This window comes from Actinomadura rubteroloni (assembly GCF_002911665.1).
Taxonomy (GTDB): Bacteria; Actinomycetota; Actinomycetes; order Streptosporangiales; family Streptosporangiaceae; genus Spirillospora; species Spirillospora rubteroloni.
Genome location: NZ_MTBP01000002.1, coordinates 63,685 through 83,924 on the forward strand (window position 1 = coordinate 63,685; position 20,240 = coordinate 83,924).

The 20,240-nt window shown below is 75.0% G+C and carries 17 protein-coding genes and 1 tRNA gene; 9 read left to right on the plus strand and 9 right to left on the minus strand.

Going from position 1 to position 20,240, the window contains the following annotated elements; translation table 11 throughout:
- Nucleotides 1-16: 16 nt before the first annotated feature.
- The 4 genes from BTM25_RS11690 to BTM25_RS11705 are packed head-to-tail and all read left to right on the plus strand — an operon-like array spanning nucleotide 17 to nucleotide 4,633.
- Nucleotides 17-769, plus strand: a complete 753-nt coding sequence (locus BTM25_RS11690; protein WP_103562946.1) for a hypothetical protein — start codon at nucleotides 17-19, stop codon at nucleotides 767-769.
- On the plus strand, nucleotides 766-1,848 hold the full coding sequence (locus BTM25_RS11695) for a hypothetical protein (RefSeq protein WP_103562947.1): 1,083 nt from the start codon (nucleotides 766-768) through the stop codon (nucleotides 1,846-1,848). The genes BTM25_RS11690 and BTM25_RS11695 overlap by 4 nt, the downstream gene beginning before the upstream one ends.
- Nucleotides 1,845-3,317, plus strand: a complete 1,473-nt coding sequence (locus BTM25_RS11700; RefSeq protein WP_103562948.1) for a hypothetical protein — start codon at nucleotides 1,845-1,847, stop codon at nucleotides 3,315-3,317. Before BTM25_RS11695 ends, BTM25_RS11700 begins: the two co-directional genes overlap by 4 nt.
- A complete protein-coding gene (locus BTM25_RS11705; RefSeq protein ID WP_235828374.1) occupies nucleotides 3,314-4,633 on the plus strand; it encodes an AAA family ATPase in 1,320 nt (439 codons plus the stop codon). Before BTM25_RS11700 ends, BTM25_RS11705 begins: the two co-directional genes overlap by 4 nt.
- Before the next feature lie 4 nt (nucleotides 4,634-4,637).
- On the opposite strand, the gene BTM25_RS11710 is transcribed toward BTM25_RS11705, so the two are convergent.
- The gene (locus BTM25_RS11710) at nucleotides 4,638-5,426 is read right to left on the minus strand and encodes an ABC transporter ATP-binding protein (protein ID WP_103562950.1); all 789 of its coding nucleotides are present in this window, start codon (nucleotides 5,424-5,426) and stop codon (nucleotides 4,638-4,640) included.
- Between the two features lie 186 nt (nucleotides 5,427-5,612).
- On the opposite strand from BTM25_RS11710, the gene BTM25_RS11715 reads away from it, so the two are divergent.
- The 3 genes from BTM25_RS11715 to BTM25_RS11725 all read left to right on the plus strand — a co-directional run bounded on the left by BTM25_RS11715 (nucleotide 5,613) and on the right by BTM25_RS11725 (nucleotide 7,195).
- Nucleotides 5,613-6,128 carry a hypothetical protein gene (locus tag BTM25_RS11715; protein WP_103562951.1) on the plus strand — a complete coding sequence of 172 codons (516 nt, stop codon included), beginning with the start codon at nucleotides 5,613-5,615 and terminating at the stop codon, nucleotides 6,126-6,128.
- Nucleotides 6,129-6,208: 80 nt separating this feature from the next.
- Nucleotides 6,209-6,895: a hypothetical protein gene (locus tag BTM25_RS11720; protein WP_103562952.1), complete on the plus strand. Its 687-nt coding sequence runs from the start codon at nucleotides 6,209-6,211 to the stop codon at nucleotides 6,893-6,895.
- Between the two features lie 84 nt (nucleotides 6,896-6,979).
- The gene (locus BTM25_RS11725) at nucleotides 6,980-7,195 is read left to right on the plus strand and encodes a hypothetical protein (RefSeq protein ID WP_103562953.1); all 216 of its coding nucleotides are present in this window, start codon (nucleotides 6,980-6,982) and stop codon (nucleotides 7,193-7,195) included.
- A gap of 15 nt (nucleotides 7,196-7,210) precedes the next feature.
- On the opposite strand, the gene BTM25_RS29960 is transcribed toward BTM25_RS11725, so the two are convergent.
- From BTM25_RS29960 to BTM25_RS11740, 3 genes are all read right to left on the minus strand, one after another.
- Entirely contained in the window at nucleotides 7,211-8,623 is a 1,413-nt protein-coding gene (locus BTM25_RS29960) for a coiled-coil domain-containing protein (protein ID WP_235828375.1), read from the minus strand.
- Between the two features lie 146 nt (nucleotides 8,624-8,769).
- A complete protein-coding gene (hrpA, locus tag BTM25_RS11735) occupies nucleotides 8,770-12,702 on the minus strand; it encodes an ATP-dependent RNA helicase HrpA (protein ID WP_207657001.1) in 3,933 nt (1,310 codons plus the stop codon).
- Between the two features lie 112 nt (nucleotides 12,703-12,814).
- Entirely contained in the window at nucleotides 12,815-13,462 is a 648-nt protein-coding gene (locus BTM25_RS11740; protein WP_103562955.1) for a TetR/AcrR family transcriptional regulator, read from the minus strand.
- A gap of 70 nt (nucleotides 13,463-13,532) precedes the next feature.
- Between BTM25_RS11740 and BTM25_RS11745 the strand changes: the two genes are divergently transcribed.
- Nucleotides 13,533-14,066 (plus strand): peroxiredoxin-like family protein, encoded by a 534-nt coding sequence (locus tag BTM25_RS11745; protein WP_103562956.1) that lies wholly within the window; start codon nucleotides 13,533-13,535, stop codon nucleotides 14,064-14,066.
- 1 nt (nucleotide 14,067) lies between these two features.
- On the opposite strand, the gene BTM25_RS11750 is transcribed toward BTM25_RS11745, so the two are convergent.
- The 5 genes from BTM25_RS11750 to BTM25_RS11770 form a co-directional block, all read right to left on the minus strand.
- A complete protein-coding gene (locus BTM25_RS11750) occupies nucleotides 14,068-15,012 on the minus strand; it encodes a quinone oxidoreductase family protein (RefSeq protein WP_103562957.1) in 945 nt (314 codons plus the stop codon).
- Nucleotides 15,012-16,022, minus strand: a complete 1,011-nt coding sequence (locus BTM25_RS11755; RefSeq protein ID WP_103562958.1) for an aldo/keto reductase — start codon at nucleotides 16,020-16,022, stop codon at nucleotides 15,012-15,014. Before BTM25_RS11755 ends, BTM25_RS11750 begins: the two co-directional genes overlap by 1 nt.
- A gap of 112 nt (nucleotides 16,023-16,134) precedes the next feature.
- A complete protein-coding gene (locus BTM25_RS11760; RefSeq protein WP_103562959.1) occupies nucleotides 16,135-16,983 on the minus strand; it encodes a helix-turn-helix transcriptional regulator in 849 nt (282 codons plus the stop codon).
- A gap of 48 nt (nucleotides 16,984-17,031) precedes the next feature.
- The gene (locus BTM25_RS11765; protein ID WP_103562960.1) at nucleotides 17,032-18,939 is read right to left on the minus strand and encodes a PP2C family protein-serine/threonine phosphatase; all 1,908 of its coding nucleotides are present in this window, start codon (nucleotides 18,937-18,939) and stop codon (nucleotides 17,032-17,034) included.
- A gap of 187 nt (nucleotides 18,940-19,126) precedes the next feature.
- A complete protein-coding gene (locus BTM25_RS11770) occupies nucleotides 19,127-19,888 on the minus strand; it encodes a serine hydrolase (protein WP_146059037.1) in 762 nt (253 codons plus the stop codon).
- A gap of 215 nt (nucleotides 19,889-20,103) precedes the next feature.
- On the opposite strand from BTM25_RS11770, the gene BTM25_RS11780 reads away from it, so the two are divergent.
- Nucleotides 20,104-20,177: transfer RNA gene (locus BTM25_RS11780), tRNA-Pro, on the plus strand.
- The last annotated feature ends 63 nt before the right edge of the window (nucleotides 20,178-20,240 follow it).

Below are 20,240 nucleotides of genomic sequence, written 5' to 3' on the forward strand. Positions count from 1 at the left end.
CGCTACAGTCCACGCCATGTCCCCCGACGTGCCCGCCGCCGCGCAGCAGGAGCGCGTCGCGGCGTTGCGGGCGGCGGTCCGCCGGGCGGTCGCGGCGGGCGACCGGACGGCGGCGCGGCGACTGCGCGCCGAACTGCGCGCGGCCGAACGCGACGGCGAGCGGCACAGATCACAGCGCGGCGCACCGGACGTCCGTGAGCAGGCGCACCGCGCGCTGGAGCTGCTCGGCGTCCCCGCGGGGCCGAAGCTCGTCGGCGCGGTGCACGCGGCGTTCTTCGCGGCGCCGATACCCGCCGCGCGGATCGGCGTCCTGCGGCGCGCGGAGGAACGGTCGTTCCGCGCGGCGCCGGACGCCCGTCCGTTCTATGTGTGCGCGGCGCTGACGGCCGATCTGCTGACCCCGGCGCGCGGGCTGCTCGCGGTGAGCACCTGGCCGCTGGAGCGGCGCGTGGTCGGGCCGCTCAGCCGCCGCACCGACTTCCTGACCGCCGCCGTCCGCGTCGCGGAGCACGCGGGGCGCAGCGTTGCGGCGCAGCGCCTGCTGCGGCGTTTCGCGGCGGCCATTCCCGGTGCGGCGGGCGCCGCCGTCGGTACAGTCGACCCGGCGGACCTGATCGCGGCGGCGCGCGCGGAACTCGAGGTCCACGCGGCCGACGACCGCCGCGACCGGGAGCGGGCGGCGCGCCGGGCGGCCGACCTCGACGCCGCCGAGCGCCTGTTCGGGTCCGCGCACGACCGGACGGGCCGACCCCACGGAGAACGACGATGACCGACACCGCGCCGGACCTGGACCGGTTGCGCGCCGGGGCGCCGCCGCGCAACCACGACGCCCGGACGATCGCCGCGCTCACCGCCAACCCCGGCTGCGCGCGGCGCGGCCTGCTGGACGCCGCCGGGATCGACAAGGACGCCGTCGCCCGCCATCTCGGGTTCGGCACGCCCTTCGGCCAGTCCCAGTTCGCGATCACGCGCGGGAACGCGTTCGAGGCGCAGGTCAAGGCCGACGGCTGCGCCGAGCTGCTGGCCCTGCTGCGCGACCGGCTCGGCCTGGACGTCGGCGAGGTCGGCTACGACGACCTGGACGAGGAGGGCGGCCGCGAGTTCCGCCACGCGCGCACCAGGAAGCTGCTAGCGAGGGCACTGGACGACGCCAACGGCACCCTGTTCGACCATCCGCTGCTGCGCCTGGACATCGGCGGCACCCCGGCGTACCTGGAGCCGGACGTGATCGCGTTCCAGCTCGGCGGCCGGTTCCACGTCGTGGAGATCAAGTCGTTCGCGGTGGTCGACGGGCAGGCCGAGCCCGAGCAGGTCGCGGCGGCGGCCCGGCAGGCGGCGGTCTACGTGCTGGCGCTGCGCGAACTGGTCGCGGACCTGGGCCACGACCCGCAGCGCGTGTCGCACGAAGTGTTCCTGGTGTGCCCGGAGAACTTCTCCAACCGTCCGTCGGCGACGCCGCTGGACGTCCGGCCGCAGCTCGCGGTGCTGCGCCGCCAGCTCGACCGGCTCACCCGGGTGGACGCGATCCTCGACGACCTCCCGCCGGACCTGTCGTTCGCGCTGGACGACGGGCTCGGCGCCGCCGTCCGGACGGTCGAGGCCCGGTACGCCCCCGACTGCGCGGCGGGCTGCGAGCTGGCCTACTTCTGCCGCGACGAGGCGCGCGCCTGCGGGGCGACGGGCGCGCTCGGCCGGGGCGTGCGCGACGACCTCGGCGGCGTCGACACGGTCGCAGCGGCGCTGGACCTGGCGCGCGGCGCCGCCGATCCGCCCGAGCTGGCCGAGACGGCGGCACTGCTGCGGACGGCGGCGCGGCTGCGCGCCGAGGCGCTCGGCGGCGCGACGTGAGCGCGCTGTCGGCGCTCGCGCGGCTCGAGGCGGTGGACGCGCGGCGGGCCGTGCCGGTCGCGACCGTCCGGCACTGCCATCTGGCGGACGCGCCGCTCGTCCTGATCCCGCTCCGGCTCGCCGGTGAGGCGGCGGCGCCGCTGGCGGTCATGCTCGGCACCGACCGCGCCGATCCGACGCTGCTGGCCGTCCCGCAGCCGCGCAACCGCGACCTGCGGTTCGCGTTCGCGGCGGAGCTGGCGAAGGTGGTGCTGGAGCACGTGGAGGCGTCGCGCGGCGCGGCCGAGGAGCTGCCGCCCGCGAAGGACGGCACCGAACGCGTCCGGTACGCCGAGGCGCCGCAGGTCATCGTCCCGAATCCGGGCGGTGTGGCGTTCCTGCGGCTGCTGGGCCGCTCGACGCGGTTCCGCAGCACCGAAGGCCCGTACGCGGTGGAGGCGTCCGTCCCGGCGCTCGGCCGCTGGGCGACGTGGTTCGCCGAGCGGCACGACCGTCCGGGCTCGTCGCTGCTGCTGGCGGCGACCGAGGCGCTGCGGCTGCACTGGGCGACCGGGCAGAGCGCCCTGGAGGACGGCAACCTCGCCGCCCTGCTCGGCTGGATCGACCCGCCCGACGGCCTGGACGGCCCGGCCGCCGCCGCCCGCGCCGAGGACCCGGTGCGCTGCCCGCCCGCCGGCCCGGCCACCGATCCGACGTTCGACAACGAGGTCCTGGCCCCGGCCGTCGCGGCCTACGACGCGACGGACGGCGACCCGCGCGCCGAGGAACGGGTCCGCGCGGCGCTCGCCGGCCAGCTCACCCCCACGTGGGACCTGGTGTGGCACGCGGTCGACCTGCTGCGCGCGCTGCCGGAGGGCGCGAGCGTCCCGCGCCGCTGGGAGCGCGACCGGGACGCGTTCACCCTGTTCCACCAGACGTTCGCCGAGGGCGTCCCGCAGGCCCGGCGGGACACGGCGGTCGCGGCGGCGCGGCGGCTGCACGCGCTGGAGCGGGCGCAGGACGCCTACGACGCGCAGCGCGCCTTCGACGATCCGATGGTCATGGCCGAGCACCGGCTGAACGGGCAGGCGTTCGGCGGCGTGGTCACCGAGGCGGACCCCACCCGGCTGGACGAGTCGGGCAAACGCCCTAAGCTGCGTCCCCGGGTGCGGGTCGCGACCGAGGACCCCGTCCGGCTGGACGCGGGGACGCCGGTGTGCAGCGCGGAGCGTCCGGCCCTGAAGGGGAGGATCGTGGAGTACGGCACCGGCGGCGTGCTGGTGGAGCTGACCGGGGGGCTCGGCAGGAAGCTCGTCCCCGAGCCGGGGACGGTGCCCGCCCCGGGCGACCGCGTGTGCTTCACGGCGCTCACCGACGCGTCCTTCGGCCCGGCGCGGTTCCCCGAGCGCGAGGACACGCCGTGGACGCACGGCGGGCCGCCCGCCGAGTACGTCCCTGCGGAAACGGACGCGGCGGAGGAGTGGTCGTGACCGTCCAGGACCTCGATCCGTCGGCCGCCGCCGGGGCGGTAGTGGACGACGTCCTCGCCGATCTCGGCGGCGCCCATCGCGGCGTCGTCGTGGACTCGCCGCCCGGCGCGGGCAAGTCCACGCTGGTGGTGCGCGCGGCCGGGCACCTGGCCGCGGCGGGCGAGCGGCTGATGATCGTCGCGCAGACGAACGAGCAGGTGGACGACCTCATCGAGCGGATCGCCGCCGAGCATCCCGGCCTCACCGTCGGACGGCTGTCGGCGGCGGGCTACCTGCCGCCCGACCGGATTCTGGCGTGCGCGTCGGTGAAGGTGGCGCAGAAGGCCGACGACCTCGCCGACCGCGCCGTCGTCATCGCGACTGCCGCCAAGTGGGCGACGCTGTCGGACGGCTCGTGGCCGTGGGCGATCGTGGACGAGGCGTACCAGATGCGCTCGGACATGCTGCTGCGCATCGCGGGACGGTTCGAGCGGGCGCTGTTCGTCGGCGACCCCGGCCAGCTCGACCCGTTCTCGTCCGTCGAGGTGGAGCGCTGGGCGGGCCTGACCTGGGATCCGATGCGCAGCGCCGTGGCCGTGCTGCTCGCTCACAACCCCGAGCTGCCGGTCCACCGGCTGCCGGTGTCGTGGCGGCTGCCCGCGTCCGCCGCGCCGGTGGTGTCGCGCGCCTTCTACCCGTTCACCGGTTTCCGCTCCGGCACCGGTCCCGGCGACCGGCGGCTGGAGTACGGCGCGGGCGGGATGGGCACGTCCTACGACCGCGCGCTGGACGAGGCCGCCCGGTCCGGGTGGGCGCTGTACGAGCTGCCCGCCCGGCACGCGCTGCGCACCGACGCCGAGGCCGTCCGGGCGACGGCGGCGCTCGCGGTGCGGGTGCTGCAACGCGGGCCGGTCGCGCATTCCGAGCGGGGCTCGCAGCCCGTCCGGGCGGACCGGATCGCGATCGGCGCGGCGCACCGCGACCAGGTCGCCGCGATCCGCGCCGCGCTCGGCTCGCACGGCGCGGGGATCACGGTCGACACGGCGAACCGGTTGCAGGGCCGCGAGTACGACGTGACGGTCGTGCTGCATCCACTGTCGGGCCGCCGGGACGCGACGGCGTTCCATCTGGAGTCGGGACGGCTGTGCGTGCTGACGTCCCGGCACCGGCACGCGTGCCTGGTGGTGGCGCGCGCGGGGATCCCCGAGCTGCTCGACGCCCATCCGTCCGCCGAGCCGGTCCGCCTCGGCGTGCCGGTGCGGTTCCCGGACGGCTGGGAGGCGAACCAGGCGATCCTGGCCCATCTCGCGCGGCACCGGGTGGCGGCGCACGCCTGACGGGTCAGCGGCGTCCGGCGGTCGCCGACCAGCGGCCGTCGCGGCGCGCGATCGCGATCGGGTGGTCGAAGCACGCGCTGACCAGCTCGGTCGTGAGGACGTCATCGGCCGCGCCGGACGCCAGCACCCGTCCCTCGCGCAGCAGCAGCGCGTGCGTTGTGGTGCTCGGCAGCTCCTCAAGATGGTGCGTGACGAGGACGCTCGTCAGTCCCGGACGGCTCGCGCGCAGTTCGTCGATGCTGGACAGCAGCAGTTCGCGGGCGGCGACGTCCAGGCCGGTGGCGGGTTCGTCCAGGAGCAGCAGACGCGGGTCCGGCATGAGCGCGCGGGCGATGAGCGCGCGGCCCCGCTCCCCCTGCGACAGCGTCGGCCACCGGGCGTCGGCGCGGCGCGCGAGGCCGAGCAGCGCGATCAGCTCGGCGGCGCGCGCCAGGTCGGCGTCCGACGGCGTCCAGCGCGGGACCAGCTCGATCGTCCCGGTGACGCCGGTCAGGACGACCTCGCGGACCGTCCGCGCCGACTCCAGCGGATGGCGCGGGTTGACGTGGCCGATGAGAGCGCGCAGGTCGTGGACGTTCACCCGGCCGAGCCGGTGCCCGAGGATCTCGGCGGTGCCGCGCGTCGGGTGCGTGTAGGCGCCGAGGATGCCGAGGAGCGTGCTCTTGCCCGCGCCGTTCGCGCCGAGCAGCGCCCAGTGCTCGCCGGTCAGGACGGTCAGCGACACCTGGTCCAGCAGCGTGCGGCGCTCGCGGACGAGGTCGATCTTGTCGGCGTTGAGGACGACGGACGGCATGGGACGGGACCTCCGGAGGGCAGGGAACGGAAGCCTGCCGGGGTCGCCGGGGCGCGGACGGGGAACGCGGTGACCCCGACGTTACCCGAGCGCGATGGCCCGCGTGGAGGGCGCCGCGGCCGGGTAGGACGGACCCGCACCGCCGGATACTGTGTGACCCGGTGCCTCGGCGACTCGGGGAGGGACATGGAGGACATCGGCTTCATGTGCGCCCACTGCGGCGGTGAGGTCCACGATGTGACCCACAACCGCGAGGGCTCGCTCGACGCCGTCGGCTACCGGCACAACCGCCGGGTCGAGCCCTGGGACCACGAACTGGAGCTGGCGGTGGGCACGCCGCGCCCGCCGGCGCGGGCCTGCGACTTCTGCGGCGAGGACGACGCGCACTGGCTCTACTACCCCACGCTGGACCCCGAGGACACCGACATCTTCGAGGTCGAGCTGGACACCAGCGGCCTGTCCGACGACGACACGGCCGTCGCGGTGCTGAACATGCTCTATCCCTGGTACGCGTGCGACACGTGCTCGGTGCTCGTCGCTGATCGGGGCGTCGAGCGGATCATCGAACGGGCGCTGGAGCGCACGCCCGTCCCGGCCTGCGCGGCGGTGGACGAGGCGACGGTGCGGGCGCGGCTGCGCGGCTCGCTGTCGGTGTTCTTCACGACGCGCCCGGGACGTCCGACGCCGTCGCGGGCGATCTGAAACACACGTGTCCCACGATCGGAACGTTCCCCGGATCACTAGAATGGTCGGTCTGTTCGACTGACTCCGGGGGGTTCAGGGTGATCATCGCCGAGCGCTTCCGCGGTCCCGGCGGTTCCGGCAACGGGGGGTACGTCGCCGGGCTGCTCGCCGCCCACGTCCCGTCCGACACCGTGACCGTGACCCTGCGGCGCCCGCCGCCGCTGGAGACCGCGCTGCGCGTGTCCCCCGCCGACGACCGGTGGCAGGGCGCGTGGCTGTGGGACGGCGAGGACCTGGTCGCCGAGGCGCTGGCGGGCGCGATCGTGGTGCCTCCGCCGCCGCCGGTGCCCGCCGCGGTCGCCGCCGAGGCGGCCGAGAAGTTCCGGGCGATCGAGAACCATCCGTTCCCGCACTGCTTCGTCTGCGGGACCGAGCGCGCGCCGGGCGACGGGCTGCTGCTGTCCCCCGGCCCGGTCGGCGACGGCACGGTCGCGGCGCCGTGGCGGCCGGACGGTCCCGTCACGCCCGAGCTGGTGTGGGCCGCGCTGGACTGCCCGGGCGGCTGGTCGTTCGACCCGGCCGGACGCCCCGCCGTCCTCGGCACGATGACCGCGCGGGTGCTGGAGCTGCCCGAGCCCGGCGAGGACTGCATGGTCCTCGGCCTCGCCCGCAGCCAGGAAGGGCGCAAGCAGCACGCGGCGACCGCGCTGTACGGGGCGGACGGACGGCTGCTCGGCCGCGCGGAGCAGATCTGGGTCGAAGTGGATCCCGCCCACTTCGCCTGAACCGGCCGAAAACGCGTCACGGGACACGGTGCGCGACGCCCGCACGGGCTTCACTCGGTACCGAGACCCCGGGAGGCCGGACCGATGAACGTGAACGGACTGCTGATCGTCGCCCTCGCGGCGCTGTGCGTGTGCCTCGGCATGACGTGGGAGCGCGCCCGCCACGCGCTGTTCGACGCGCCGCCGCTGCGCCGCCGCGCGGCCGAGCTGAGCGCGGCGGCGTTCCGCGACCGTGCGAGCACGCTGCTGATCGTCACCGGGTGCGGGCTGGTGGTGCTGGCCGTCGCCTGGCCCCGGTGACGATCGCGCGGCGGGTCAGGGGCCGGTGAACAGCGGGTCCTCGCGGTCGCCCGCGCCGTTGAGCCGTCCGGTGCCCTGGTAGGGACGGGACTCGGGCGGTTGGGGCGGCGCCGCCTGCGGGGGCGGGAACGCGCCCGGCGGATGCGGGGGCGGCCCGACCGGCTGGCCCATCGGCGCGGGCGCGCCGCCCGGCCGCGTGGCCGGGGGAACGTTGGACGACAGCGTGTTGTGCGTGAACGTGTCGATCTGGCGGCGCGCCCGGTCGGCCTCGGCGCGCGCGGCGTCGCGCTCCTCGGCGAGCGCCGTGAGCGCGGCGCGCTGCTCGGCGACCGACTGGGCGAGCTGGCGGAGCTGCACCGACTGGTCGTTGATCTTCGCGGTGAGCTGGTCGCGTTCGGCGAGCGCGGCGTTGGCGCGGGCCAGCGCGGCGTCGCGGTCCCGGCCGGCCTCCTCGACGCGCGCGGCGGCCCGCGCGGTCTGGGTCTCGGCCTCGGCGCGGGCGCGGTCGGCGGCGGCGCGCTCGGCGTCGGCCTGGCTCGCGGCCTGGAGGGCGCGCTGGCGCTGGGCCTCCCCGTCGCGCATCGCGGCGCGCAGGTCTTCTGCGGCCTGCCGCGCGACGGCGGCCTCGACGCGCTGCGCCTCGGCGGCGCTCTCGCTCTCGGCGGCCCGGGAGTGCAGCGCGACGAGTTCGGCGCGGGTGGCCTCCAGCGCGGCGAGCAGCTCGGTCTCGCGGGCGGCGATGCGGTCGCGCTCGCTCTCGGCGGCGAGCTTGGCGGTCATCGCCTGCTGCGCGATCTCGTGGGCCTCCTCCCACGCCTGCTGCGCGGCGTCGCGCTTGGCGAAGGCGGCGCGGGCCTCCTCGCGGGCGCGGCCGGCCTCGGCCTCGGCCGCCGCCGCGCGCTCCCGGGCGCCGGCGGCCTCCTGGCGGGCCTCGTCGGCGCGGCGCTGGGAGATGTCGCGCTCGCTCTGCGCGGTGGCCAGTTCGCGGGCGGCCTCGGCGCGGACCTCGGCGACGCGGCGTTCGACGCCCGCGACGCTGAGTTCGGCGGTGAGGGAGTCGGCGAGCAGGTCGGCCGCCTTCTCCATCCGCTCGACCATCTCCCAGGCGGCGGCGACCTGGCCGGTCAGCCCGGGGGCGTCCCGGCCGCGTTCGCGGCGCTCGCGGGCCTCGCCGGCGCAGGCGCCCTCGTTGTCCAGGCAGTAGCGGACGGCGCGGACGGCTCCCGGCGGCTGCGGCACGGGACGGCCGCAGTTCGCGCAGGGCCAGATGGTGACGGGGTCGCCCACGCGGGCCACGGCGGAGGCGCCCGCCGGGCTCGGGACAGGGGTGGCGGAGTCGCGCGGCGGGCCGTCACCGGTCACCCGGCCCCCGGCGGCCCCGGCCCCCTCCTCGGGGCCGTTGATGTCGCGCTCATCACTGTTCGGCATGGAAGGCACCTTACGGGCAAGTAGCCGGGAACGCAGTGATCTGAGGGGCGGATGTTTGTTTTGTGCGCATCGCATGCGCCCAGGCCACAGCGTCGCGACGGCCCGTGCTCACCCGTGCGCGCAGCCGCATCCGGACAGCGGGGCCGTCAGCCGGTGAGCTGGGCCAGCGCCTTGCGGATCCGCTTGTCCGACACGGGGAAGCGGGTGCCGAGCTGCTGCGCGAACAGGCTCACCCGGTACTCCTCCAGCATCCACCGGACGGCGCGGGCGGGCTCGTCGTCGCGCCGCGCGGGCGGCAGGCGGCGCAGCGCGGCCTCGTACTCGTGGTCCAGCGTCTCGGCCTGGTGGGCGAGCTGCCGGTCGCGGCCGGGGTTCTCGGGGAGCTTGTCGAGCCGGATCTCCAGCGCCTTGAGGTAGCGGGCGAGGTCGGGCAGCCGCTGCCGTCCGGTGTCGGTGACGAACCCGGGGTGGACGAGCGCCGCCAGCCGCGCGCGGGCGTCGGTGAGCGCCGGGACGAGCGTGAGGCTCACCGTCCCGCGCAGCCGCCGGTCGATCTCGTGGGACGTGGCGAGGACCCGCTCGACCTGCGCGACGATGCCCGCCGTGACGTCGTAGAGGTCGGCGCGGACGCGGTCGTACAGGCGGGTGAAGCCCGCTTCGTCCCAGGCCGGTCCCCCGGCGTCGGCGATGAGCGCGTCGGCGGCGGCGGTGACGCAGTCGGCGAACAGGGCGTCCACCGAGCCGTGCGGGCTGTGGCTGAGCGCCAGCTTGGCGCGGTTGCCGAGCCCGGCGCGGATCTGCTTGGCGGGCGACGGCGCGTTGAGCAGGACGAGCCGCCGGGTCCCGCGCCACATCGCGCGCCGCTGCTCGGCCTCGGTCTCGTACATCCGGACGGCGACCGTCTCGCCCTCGTCGGTGAGCGCGGGATAGGCCTTGACCGCGAAGCCGTCCTGGCGCCGCTCGTAGGTGCGGGGCAGCTCGCCGGGCGGGAAGGACGTCAGCCCGGTCCGCTCGATGCCGCCCGCCGACGCCGCCTGCGCGAGCGTGCCGCGCATCTCGCGCGCGAGCCGCCGTTTGAGCGCGTCGAGGTCGGTGTCCTCGGCGACGGTGCCGCCGCCGGCGTCCACGACGCGGAACGTCAGCCGCAGGTGCGCGGGCAGCCGGGACGGGTCCCACGCCTCGCGCGCGACGGGCACGCCGCCGAGAGCGGTCAGTTCGCGTTCGAGGGCGTCCAGCAGCGGTTCGGTGCGCGGCGCGACGCGTTCCAGGACACGGCGGGCGAAGTCGGGCGCCGGGACGAAGTTGACCCGGAGCTGCTTGGGCAGCGACCGGATCAGCTCGGTGACCAGCTCCGAGCGCAGCCCGGGGACCTGCCAGTCGAAGCCGTCCGGCCGTACCTGGTTGAGGATCTGCAGCGGGACGTGGACGGTCACGCCGTCGGCGGCGGCGCCCGGCTCGAACTGGTAGGTGAGCCGCAGCCGCAGCGGCCCCTGCTGCCAGGCGTCGGGGTAGTCGGCCTCGCTGACGTCGCCGGCGCTCGCGTTGATGAGCATCGACTTCTCGAAGCTCAGCAGGTCGGGCTCGGTGCGGCGGGCCTGCTTCCACCAGGCGTCGAAGTGGCGTCCGGACACGACGTCGGCGGGGACGCGCGCGTCGTAGAAAGAAAAGAGCGTCTCGTCGTCCACGAGGATGTCGCGGCGGCGGGCGCGGTGCTCCATCTCCTCGACCTCGTCCAGGAGCGCGCGGTTGTCGTGGAAGAACTGGTGGTGCGTCTGCCAGTCGCCCTCGACCAGCGCGTGGCGCAGGAACAGCTCGCGGGCCAGGTCCGGCTCGATCGCGCCGTAGTTGACGCGGCGGCGCCCGACGATCGGCACGCCGTACAGCGTGACCGTCTCGTAGGCCATCACGGCCGCCTGCTTCTTGGACCAGTGCGGCTCGCTGTAGGTCCGTTTGACCAGGTGGCCGGCCAGCGGCTCGACCCACTCCGGTTCGATCTTGGCGTTGGTGCGCGCCCACAGCCGGGACGTCTCGACCAGCTCCGCCGACATGATCCAGCGCGGCGGCTTCTTGAACAGCGCGGACCCGGGGAACACGGCGAACCTGGCGCCGCGCGCGCCGAGGTACTCCTGCCCGCGGCGGCGCTTCTCGCGCGGCTCGTCCTTGGTGTCGGTGTCCATCAGGCCGATGTGGGACAAAAGCCCCGCCAGCAGGGACACGTGGACGCGGTCGGGCGGCGCGTCGGTGCTGTTGACCGTCACGCCGAGGCCCTTGGCGACCTGGGCGAGCTGGGAGTGCAGGTCCTGCCACTCGCGGACGCGCAGGTAGTGCAGGAACTCGTTCTTGCACAGCCTGCGGAATCGGCTGCCCGACAGCTCGCGCTGCTGCTCGCGCAGGTAGTTCCAGAGGTTCAGGTAGGACAGGAAGTCCGAGGTGGGGTCGGCGAAGCGGCGGTGGTGCTCGTCGGCGGCCTGCTGCTGCTCGGCGGGCCGCTCGCGCGGGTCCTGGATGGACAGCGCCGCCGCGATGACCAGCACCTCGCGGACGCAGCCGTTGGCGTCGGCCTCCAGCACCATCCGGCCGAGGCGCGGGTCGACGGGGAGCTGCGCGAGGCGCCGTCCGGTCTCGGTGAGCCGCTTCTTCGGGTCCTTCTCCGCCGGGTCCAGGGCGCCCAGCTCGTGCAGGAGATCCACGCCAGCCTTGATGTTGCGGCGGTCCGGCGGCTCCACGAACGGGAACGCGGCGATGTCGCCGAGCCCGAGCGCCGTCATCTGCAGGATGACCGACGCGAGGTTGGTGCGCAGGATCTCGGGGTCGGTGAACTCCGGACGGCTCTCGAAGTCGTCCTCGGAGTACAGCCGGACGCAAATGCCCTCCGACACGCGCCCGCAGCGGCCCTTGCGCTGGTTCGCCGACGCCTGCGACACCGGCTCGATCGGCAGCCGCTGCACCTTCAGCCGGTGGCTGTAGCGGGAGATCCGCGCGGTGCCCGGGTCGATGACGTACTTGATGCCGGGGACGGTCAGCGACGTCTCGGCGACGTTGGTGGACAGGACGATCCGGCGCCCCCGGTGCGACTGGAACACCCGGTGCTGCTCGGCCGACGACAGCCGCGCGTACAGCGGCAGGACCTCGGTCGCGGGGCCGCGCCGGTGGCGCAGGTGCTTGTCGAGGGCGTCGGCGGTGTCGCGGATCTCGCGTTCGCCGCTGAGGAAGACGAGCACGTCGCCGGGGGCCTCGCGCTCCAGCTCGTCCACGGCCTCCAGGATGCCCTGGACCTGGTCGGCGTCGTCGCCGTCCTCGGCGAGCGGACGATACCGGACCTCGACCGGGTAGGTGCGGCCGGAGACCTCCACGATCGGGGCGCCGCCGAAGTGGCGGGAGAACCGCTCGGGGTCGATCGTCGCCGAGGTGATGATGATCTTGAGGTCGGGCCGACGCGGCAGGATCTCGCGCAGGTAGCCGAGCAGGAAGTCGATGTTGAGGCTGCGCTCGTGCGCCTCGTCGATGATCAGCGTGTCGTAGCGGCGCAGCAGCCGGTCGGTCTGGATCTCGGCGAGCAGGATGCCGTCGGTCATCAGCTTGACGAGCGTGCCGTCGCTGGAGCGGTCCGTGAAGCGGACCTTGTAGCCGACGGCCTCGCCGAGTTCGGTGCCGAGTTCCTCGGCGATGCGGTCGGCGACGGTCCGGGCGGCGAGCCGCCGGGGCTGGGTGTGGCCGATGGAGCCGAGCACGCCCCGGCCGAGCTCCAGGCAGATCTTGGGGAGCTGCGTCGTCTTGCCGGACCCGGTCTCACCGGCGACGATGACGACCTGGTGGTCGCGGATCGCGGCGGCGATGTCGTCCTTCTTCTGGCTGACCGGCAGCTCCGGCGGATACGTCACGGCGGGCACGGCCGCGCGCCGCCGGGCGATCCGCGCCTCGGCGGCCTCGACCTCGGCGGCGATCTGGGCGACCACGCCGGAGCGCCGGCCCTCGTCGCGCAGCTTCTGCGCGCCGTCCAGGCGGCGCCGCAGCCGGTGCCGGTCGAACGGGGCCAGCTCGGGCAGGCGCGCCCGCAGATCGGCGAGCGGCGAACTCAACGAAGACCTCATAACCACAGAGCAGGATAGGCGGCGGCGCGCCGGGTCCCTCGACCGGCCGCCGCACGAACTCCGCACGGTAGCGCCGGACGGCCGCGCGCGGCGACCCGTTTTACGGCCCGTGCTCCTCGCCCGACAACGCCGTGCCGGGGGCGTCCATTCCCCCGAGCAGCAGGTCGAGGCCGCGCCGGAACTCGACCGCGGCGTCGATCCGGGCGGCGTCGCGGGCGGTCGCCGCCATCAGGGGGAACTCGTCGGCGGGCAGCGCGGCGATGACGCCGGTGCCGGGTCCGGCGAGCGGGCCGAGGTGTTCGAGCTGGACGGCGCCGATCACGTAGGCCGTCAGCGAGCGCAGCGCCACCACCCGCGCGGCGCCGGTGACGCCCGCGCCGGACAGGACGTCCAGGACCGTCTCCGACCAGCGCAGCAGCCCCGGCGAGCGGTGCCGGTGCGCGACGGTCAGCGGCAGGATCTCCGGGTGGGCGGCGACGGCGGCGCGGACGCGTTCGGCGAGGTCGGCGACGCGGTCCCGCCAGGGGCCCGGCGGCGGGGGCGTCGTGTCGACGGCGGCGAGGACGGCGTCGACGATCATCTCCTCCAGCTCGCCGCGGTCGTCGACGTAGCGGTAGAGGGCCATCGTGCTGACGCCGGTCTCCCGCGCGACGGCGCGCATGGTCAGCGCGGCGAGGCCGTCGCGGTCCAGGACGGCGAGCGCGGCGGCGGTGATCTGCGGCCGGGTCAGAGAGCGGCGACGAGGCATCGGACTTGACAGCGTACGGCATACGCCTACGCTCGTAGGTGTACGCCATACGCCTAAAAAGGAGCCACCGATGCGCGAGGTCGCCTTCCGCGAGCTGGCCGCCGTCCACGGGCCGCCGGTGCCGGTCCCCGACCCCGGCCAGCTCGTCCACCTCCAGTTCCGCCGGTTCGCCGGCTGCCCGGTGTGCAACCTGCACCTGCGGTCGGTGGCCGTCCGGCACGACGAGATCGAGCGGGCCGGGATCCGCGAGGTCGCCGTCTTCCACTCCCCCGCCGACGAACTGCGCGAGCACACGCGCGACCTGCCGTTCGCCGTGGTCGCCGACCCCGGCCGCGCCCTCTACCGCGAGTTCGGCGTGGAGCGGGCGCGGCGGGCGCTGCTCGACCCGCGCGTGTGGCCGACGATCGTGCGGGCGGTCGCGGCCTCCTCCGTCCGGGCGGCGCGGGGGCGCGACCGGCTCCCGGCCGCCCGCCCGTCCGGCGGGCGGCTCGGGCTGCCCGGCGACTTCCTCATCGCCCCCGACGGCACGGTCGTCGCGCACAAGCTCGGACGGCACGCCGCCGACCAGTGGCCGGTGGACGAGATCCTCGCCCTGGCCCGCTGACTCACACGGCGAGGACGAGCTTGCCCGTCGTGCTCCCCGACTCGATCCGCCGGTGCGCCTCGGCCGCGGCGTCCAGCGGCAGCGTCTCGGGGACGAGCCGCAGCCCGCCCCCGCCCGCCGCCGTGACGGCCCGGCGCAGCGCCCGGCCCGTCTCGGCGGGGAACCGCGCCGCGAAGTCGGCCATGTTGAACCCCGAGACGGTCTTGTTCGACAGCCACAGCTCGTTCGCCGGGACCCCGACGTCGTCCGCACCCGACGCGTTGCCGAGGACGACCAGCCGTCCCATCGGCGCGAGCAGGTCCAGGCTCGCGCGCCGCGCCGGGCCGCCGACCATGTCCACGACCACGTCGAACCGCTCCGCGAGCGGCGCGTCGCGCAGCACGACCGCGTCGTAGCCGAGCGCGAGCGCCGTCTCGATCTTGGCCGGGGAGCCGACCGTCCCGACGACCCGGCCCGCGCCGAGCAGCCGCGCGGCCTGCCCGAGCATCCCGCCGACGCCCCCGGCCGCGGCGTGGACGAGCACGCTCTCCCCCGGCTCGATCCGCGCGACCCGGTCCAGGGCGAGGAACGCGGTCGTGCCGTTGGACGGCAGGCCCGCCGCCGTCTCGGGCGCCAGCCCGTCCAGCGGGACGACCAGGTCCGCCGACGTCACCGCGACCTCGGCGTACCCGCCGCTGTGCACGATCGTCAGCGCGGCGACCGGCGTTCCCGGCGCGAGGCCCGCGACGTCCGGGCCGGTCGCGCGGACGCGTCCCGCGACCTCGATGCCCGGGACGAACGGGAGCGGCACGTCCACCAGCCCCCGCCGGTACAGGATCTCGGCGAAGTTGGCCCCCGCGTACGCGACGTCGATCGCGACCTCGCCCGGCCCCGGTTCGGGCGCGGCCAGGTCGGCGACGCGCAGCACGTCCGCCGCGCCGAACTCGGGGATGACGACGGCGCGCATCAGTACCGTCCGCCGGCGGGCGCGGGGAGCGCGTCCAGCTCCGCGAGGTCGGCGGCGGTCAGGTCCAGGTCGGCGGCCCCGGCGTTCTCCCGCAGGTACTTCTCCTTCTTCGTCCCCGGGATCGGGAGGACGTGGTCGCCCTGCGCGAGCGTCCACGCGATGGCGGCCTGCGCGGGCGTGGCGCCGTGCCGGGCCGCGACGGCGCGGACCGCGTCCACGATCCGCTGGTTCGCCTTCATCGCCTCCTCCTGGAAGCGCGGGTTGCGGGAGCGGAAGTCGTCGTCGGCCAGGTCGGCGGACGTGACCGTCCCGGTGAGGAAGCCCCGGCCGAGCGGCGAGAACGGCACGAACGCCGCCCCGTTCTCCCGGCACCAGCCGACGACGTCCCCGATCTCGGTCGCCACGGACGTGTCCTGGTCGGCGCCGGCGCCCGCGGTGCCGCCGGGCGCGCCGAGCGCGTCGCGCGTCCACAGCGACAGCTCCGACTGGATCGCCGCGACCGGGTGGATCACGTGCGCCTCCGCCGCCTGCGCGACCGTCACCTCCGACAGCCCGAGGCGCTTCACCTTGCCCTCGGCGACCAGTTCGGCCATCGCGCCGTAGCTCTCGGCCAGCGGCACCTGCGGGTCGACGCGGTGCAGGTAGTACAGGTCGATGACGTCGACGCCGAGCCGCCGCAGGCTCTCCTCCGCCGACGCCTTGACCTGCTCGGGCGTCGCCAGGCGGCGCATCGCCGACGGGTCGGGACGGTCGGCGACCAGGCCCGTCTTCGTCGCGACGACCACGTCCTCGCGGCCCCCGGCCAGGGCGCGCCCGACCAGCGTCTCGTTGTGTCCGACGCCGTAGATCTGAGCCGTGTCGATGAACGTGACGCCGAGGTCGAACGCCTGGCGGATCAGCGCGACCGACGCGTCGTCGTCCCGCTCGGCGGCCGAGTACGCCCAGCTCATGCCCATGCAGCCCAGCCCGACCGCGCCGACCGGCGTGCCCGCGAATTCCCGTGTGCGCATTGTGCTCTCCCTCCGGCAGCGGAGCGGCGGGCGCCGCCCCGGTGACGATCCTGCTCGGTCCGCCCGGAGGGGAACAGACGCGGTTGATCCTGGGTGTGCCACCACCACCCTGTCAGGCGGGGCGGGCCAGCCGGATCCGCGCCATCAGGCGTTCGAGGCGCTCGTCGGTCCCGGTGCCGGGACGCGGATGGTGCAGCACCAGGTTGCAGCCCGGCGCGTCGGGCAGCGCGAGCACGACCGCGTCGAAGACCATGTCGCCCGCCTCCGGATGCCGGATCGCCTTGACGGCCTGCGCGGGCGCGGTCACCTCGTGCCGGTCCCACAGGTCGGCGAACTCGGGGCTGGCGGCGGCGACACCGGCGGCGATCCGCGCGAACTCGGGGTCCTCGGGAAAGCGCGCCGCGTCGGCGCGGAACCGGGCGACGACGCCGGGCGCGGACTCGGCCCAGTGCGCGTTCATCCGCCGGTAGCGGGCGCTCGTGAAGAACGTGACCAGGCAGTTGTGGTCGGCGTCGCCGTAGCCGAAGCACGCGCGGGCCGCGTCGTTGATCACCAGGAAGTTCCAGTGCCGGTCGCGGATGTAGCCGGGCCGGGGCGACCAGGCGTCCAGGACCTGCCGCAGCTCCGGCGTCGGCGCGGGGGCCGCCTCCGATTCCGCGCGCGGCGGGTTCAGCCCGGCCAGCAGGTACAGGTGCTCACGTTCGGCGCGGTCCAGCCGGAGGGCCCCGGCGATGGCGTCCAGGACCTCGCCGGACACCTTGATGTCGCGGCCCTGCTCCAGCCACGTGTACCAGGACACGCCGACGCCCGCGAGGACCGCGACCTCCTCGCGGCGCAGGCCCGGGGTCCGCCGCCGTCCCGACGACGGCATCCCCACGTCGGCCGGGGTGAGCCTTGCGCGCCGCGAGCGCAGGAAGTCCCGCAGGTCGTCGCGGCGCCGTGCGTCCGGGGAGGGGGTCATGCCGTCACCCTAACCGGCGGGCGGCCGAGCCCCGGGCGGTGCCGGCGTTCACTCCACCCGGACGGCGAACAGCGTCGTGTCGTCGGCCGACCGGTCCGGGCGCATGCCCGTCAGCGCGCGGTCCATCACCTGCGCCAGGTCGGCCGGGCTCTCGCGCAGCAGGTCGGTGAGCCGGTTGATGCCGTCGGTGAGGTCGGCGTCGCGGCGCTCCACCAGCCCGTCGGTGTAGAGGAACACGATGTCGTCGGGGTACAGGCGGATCTCGTGCGTCGTGTACTCCACGCCCGCGACCGCGCCGAGCATCGGGTCGGGTTCGCCCTGGAGCTGCACGGCCGTCCCGCCGCGCAGCAGGATCGGCGGCAGATGGCCCGCCGACGCCCAGCCGAGCTTGTTCCCGTCCGGGTCGTACCGGCCGACCAGCGCCGTGCCCGTCGTCGGCTCGGTGTCGTTGACCAGCTCGTTCAGCCAGCCGACGAGCCGTCCCGGCGGCTCCCCCGTCGACGCCAGCCCGAGCAGGCCGTTGCGGCTGCGGGCCATCGCCTCGGCCGCGGGGAGGCCGTGCCCGGCGACGTCGCCGATCGCGAACAGGCCCGTCCCGTCCGGCAGCTCGCGGGTCGCGAACCAGTCGCCGCCGATCCGCGCGGCGGTCTCGGCGGCCAGGCTGCGCACCGCGACGCGCAGCCCCGGCAACTGCCGGACGTCGTTGTCGTCGGGCAGGATCGCGCGCCGCAGCGTCACCGCGAGCCGCTGCTGCTCGGCCGTCCGCGCCTGCTGGCGCTGCATCTGGCGGCGCGTCTGCGTCAGGGCGCGCTCGATGCGGCGCCGCCGGGTGATGTCCTGCGACACGATGTTGACCGAGACGGGCAGGCCGCCGCTGTCCAGCACCGGTTCGGCGAACACCCACAGCGACCGGTACCGTCCGCCCGACAGCGCGACGCGGTGCTCCACCTCGACCGGCTCCAGCCGCGTGAACAGCGTCTGGAGGGCGTCCTCGACGAGCGGGATGTCGGCGGGCGCCACGACCTTCGCCAGATCGCCCGGCGACGGCGGCGCCTCCGACACCGACACCCCGTAGTTCGCCGCCATCTGGGTGGACCACTCCACCTCGCCGCTGATCAGGTCCCACTCGCCGAACCCGAGCCGGCCCAGCCGCTCGACGCGGTTCAGCCGGCGGCGCGCCCGGTCCTCCTCGAAGTGGTACCGCCAGGTCTGGCAGATGCCCGTCGGGACGCGCACCACCCGCACCGTCATCCGCGACGACTTGGAAACCCCCTCCTGCGCCGTCGAATACACCAGCGGACCGCCGTGGAACGCCTCGCCCTTCTCCAGGACGTTCACGAACGCGTCGAACAGGCCGGACAGCGCCGTGCCCGGATCCATCCGCAGCAGCCGGCGTCCGCGCAGCTCGTCGGCGCCCCGGCCGAACAGGTCGCGGGCCGTGTCGTTCAAATCGGCGTAGAGGAAGTCGTAGACGCGGCCGTCGTCGCGGCGGACGGGCACCAGGTGCGCGGCGCTGTCGAGGGTCGCGTCCAGGACGGCCCGCGCGTGCTCGTCCTCGGGGAGCGCGGCGATCGTCTCGGCGTCGCCGGAGGTGTTGGCGGCCGTGACCGACCGCAGCACCTCCTCGCGGTCCTTCTCGCCGGGCGGACGCGCGTTGAGCGATTCCTCGACCTCCGGCGCGGGGGTCGGCGGCACGTCCGGCGTGGACTCCTCGCCGCCCGGCGCGCGGGCCACCAGCGCCGCCGCCTCGGCCAGCTCCAGGTCCATGTCGCGGGCCAGCCAGATCAGGTGCTGGAGCGCCTCGCCGGGCGGGACGCCGAGCCGGCTCGCGAGCGCGCCGCGCGCCTCGGCGATGAGCGCCCGGTCCCGGACGGCGCCGCGCAGGTCGGAGAGATCCGCGGAGCGGGCGTCGGCGGAGCCCTCGTCCGCAGGAGGCGTGCCGTCGTCAGCGCTCACGCGTGCTCCCCCGTCCCCCTTCTCGTGTGACCTCTCGTCCTAGAAAAGGTACATAGGTCGAGGAAGGGCGGCCTCTGGCAATTTCGTCCTCATGCCAGGTTTTTGCACTGCGTTTTCTCGCGCCGTCCAGCCGCCGCAGGACGTCTTCCGCTTCATGATCCCTACCCGTCCGCGCGCGTCCCGCACCTCATCCGGCGGCCTTTTCGATCTTCGTCGTGAAGGCCGTCAGCCGCGCGGCCGACGCCCCGAACCCCGCCCCGGCGGGCTGCAGCGTCAGAATCGCGACGATGCGCCGCTCGTTCTCGATCAAGCCGGTGGTGTGCAGGACAGGCCGCCCGAGCCCGAGGTCGGCACTCCGGAAGACGGCGTTCGCCGCCGCGCGGCAGGGCACCGCGGGATGCTCACCGAACCCGGACCAGCCCTGCTTGACCGCCCACGGCCGCTTCGAAGCGGACGGGATGCCGAACGACTGGTCGAACCCGTCCGTCCCGCACCGCGTGGACCGCCGCAGATGCCCCAGCACCAGCTCCCGGTCGCGCTTCGGCGCCCGGTCCAGCAGGAACCGGTAGACGGCGATGACATCCGCCGCACTCAACGCCGTATACCCCCAAAACCCCGGCAACGCGGCGGGCGGCGGAGCCGTATCCCGCAGCCCGATCCGCGCGGCCTGACGCCGGACGATCGACCCCTGCCCGCCCCGCTTCCACAGCGCGGTCGCAGCTTTGTCGTCACTAGACCGCAACATGACCCGCAACAACTCTTGGTCGCCCGCAGGCACCCGCACCCGCCCTTGCAGGTAGTCGAGCGCGATGAGCAACTTCACGACGGACGCCGACCGGAACGTCAGCCGCGGATTCCGCTGCACCACAACGGCCTTCGCCGCCCGATCAAAAACGACGTACCCCGCCTTGACCCCACGGGGCGCCGCCGGAGCAACCCGCCGCACCACAGTCGGCGAAGCCTCAACCCGCTGAGACGCCGAGGTCGCAGCAGGCGAAGCAACCGACCGCTCGCCCCCCGAACACCCACCGGCCCCCACAACGACCACCACAGCCAAGACCCAGCCCCGACCGACCGAACCCCCCACCCGACCACCCTCACCAAACGAAGTACGCAGTGCGCTGCCGACTGCGCTAGAGTAATCACGCCTGCTGCGGCGGGCACCGGGACGTAGCGCAGTTTGGCAGCGCACTTGACTGGGGGTCAAGGGGTCGTGGGTTCAAATCCCGCCGTCCCGACAGAGCAACCGCAGGTCAAAGGGTCTTGAGGCTTCGCCTCGGGACCCTTTTCTGCTTTTCAAG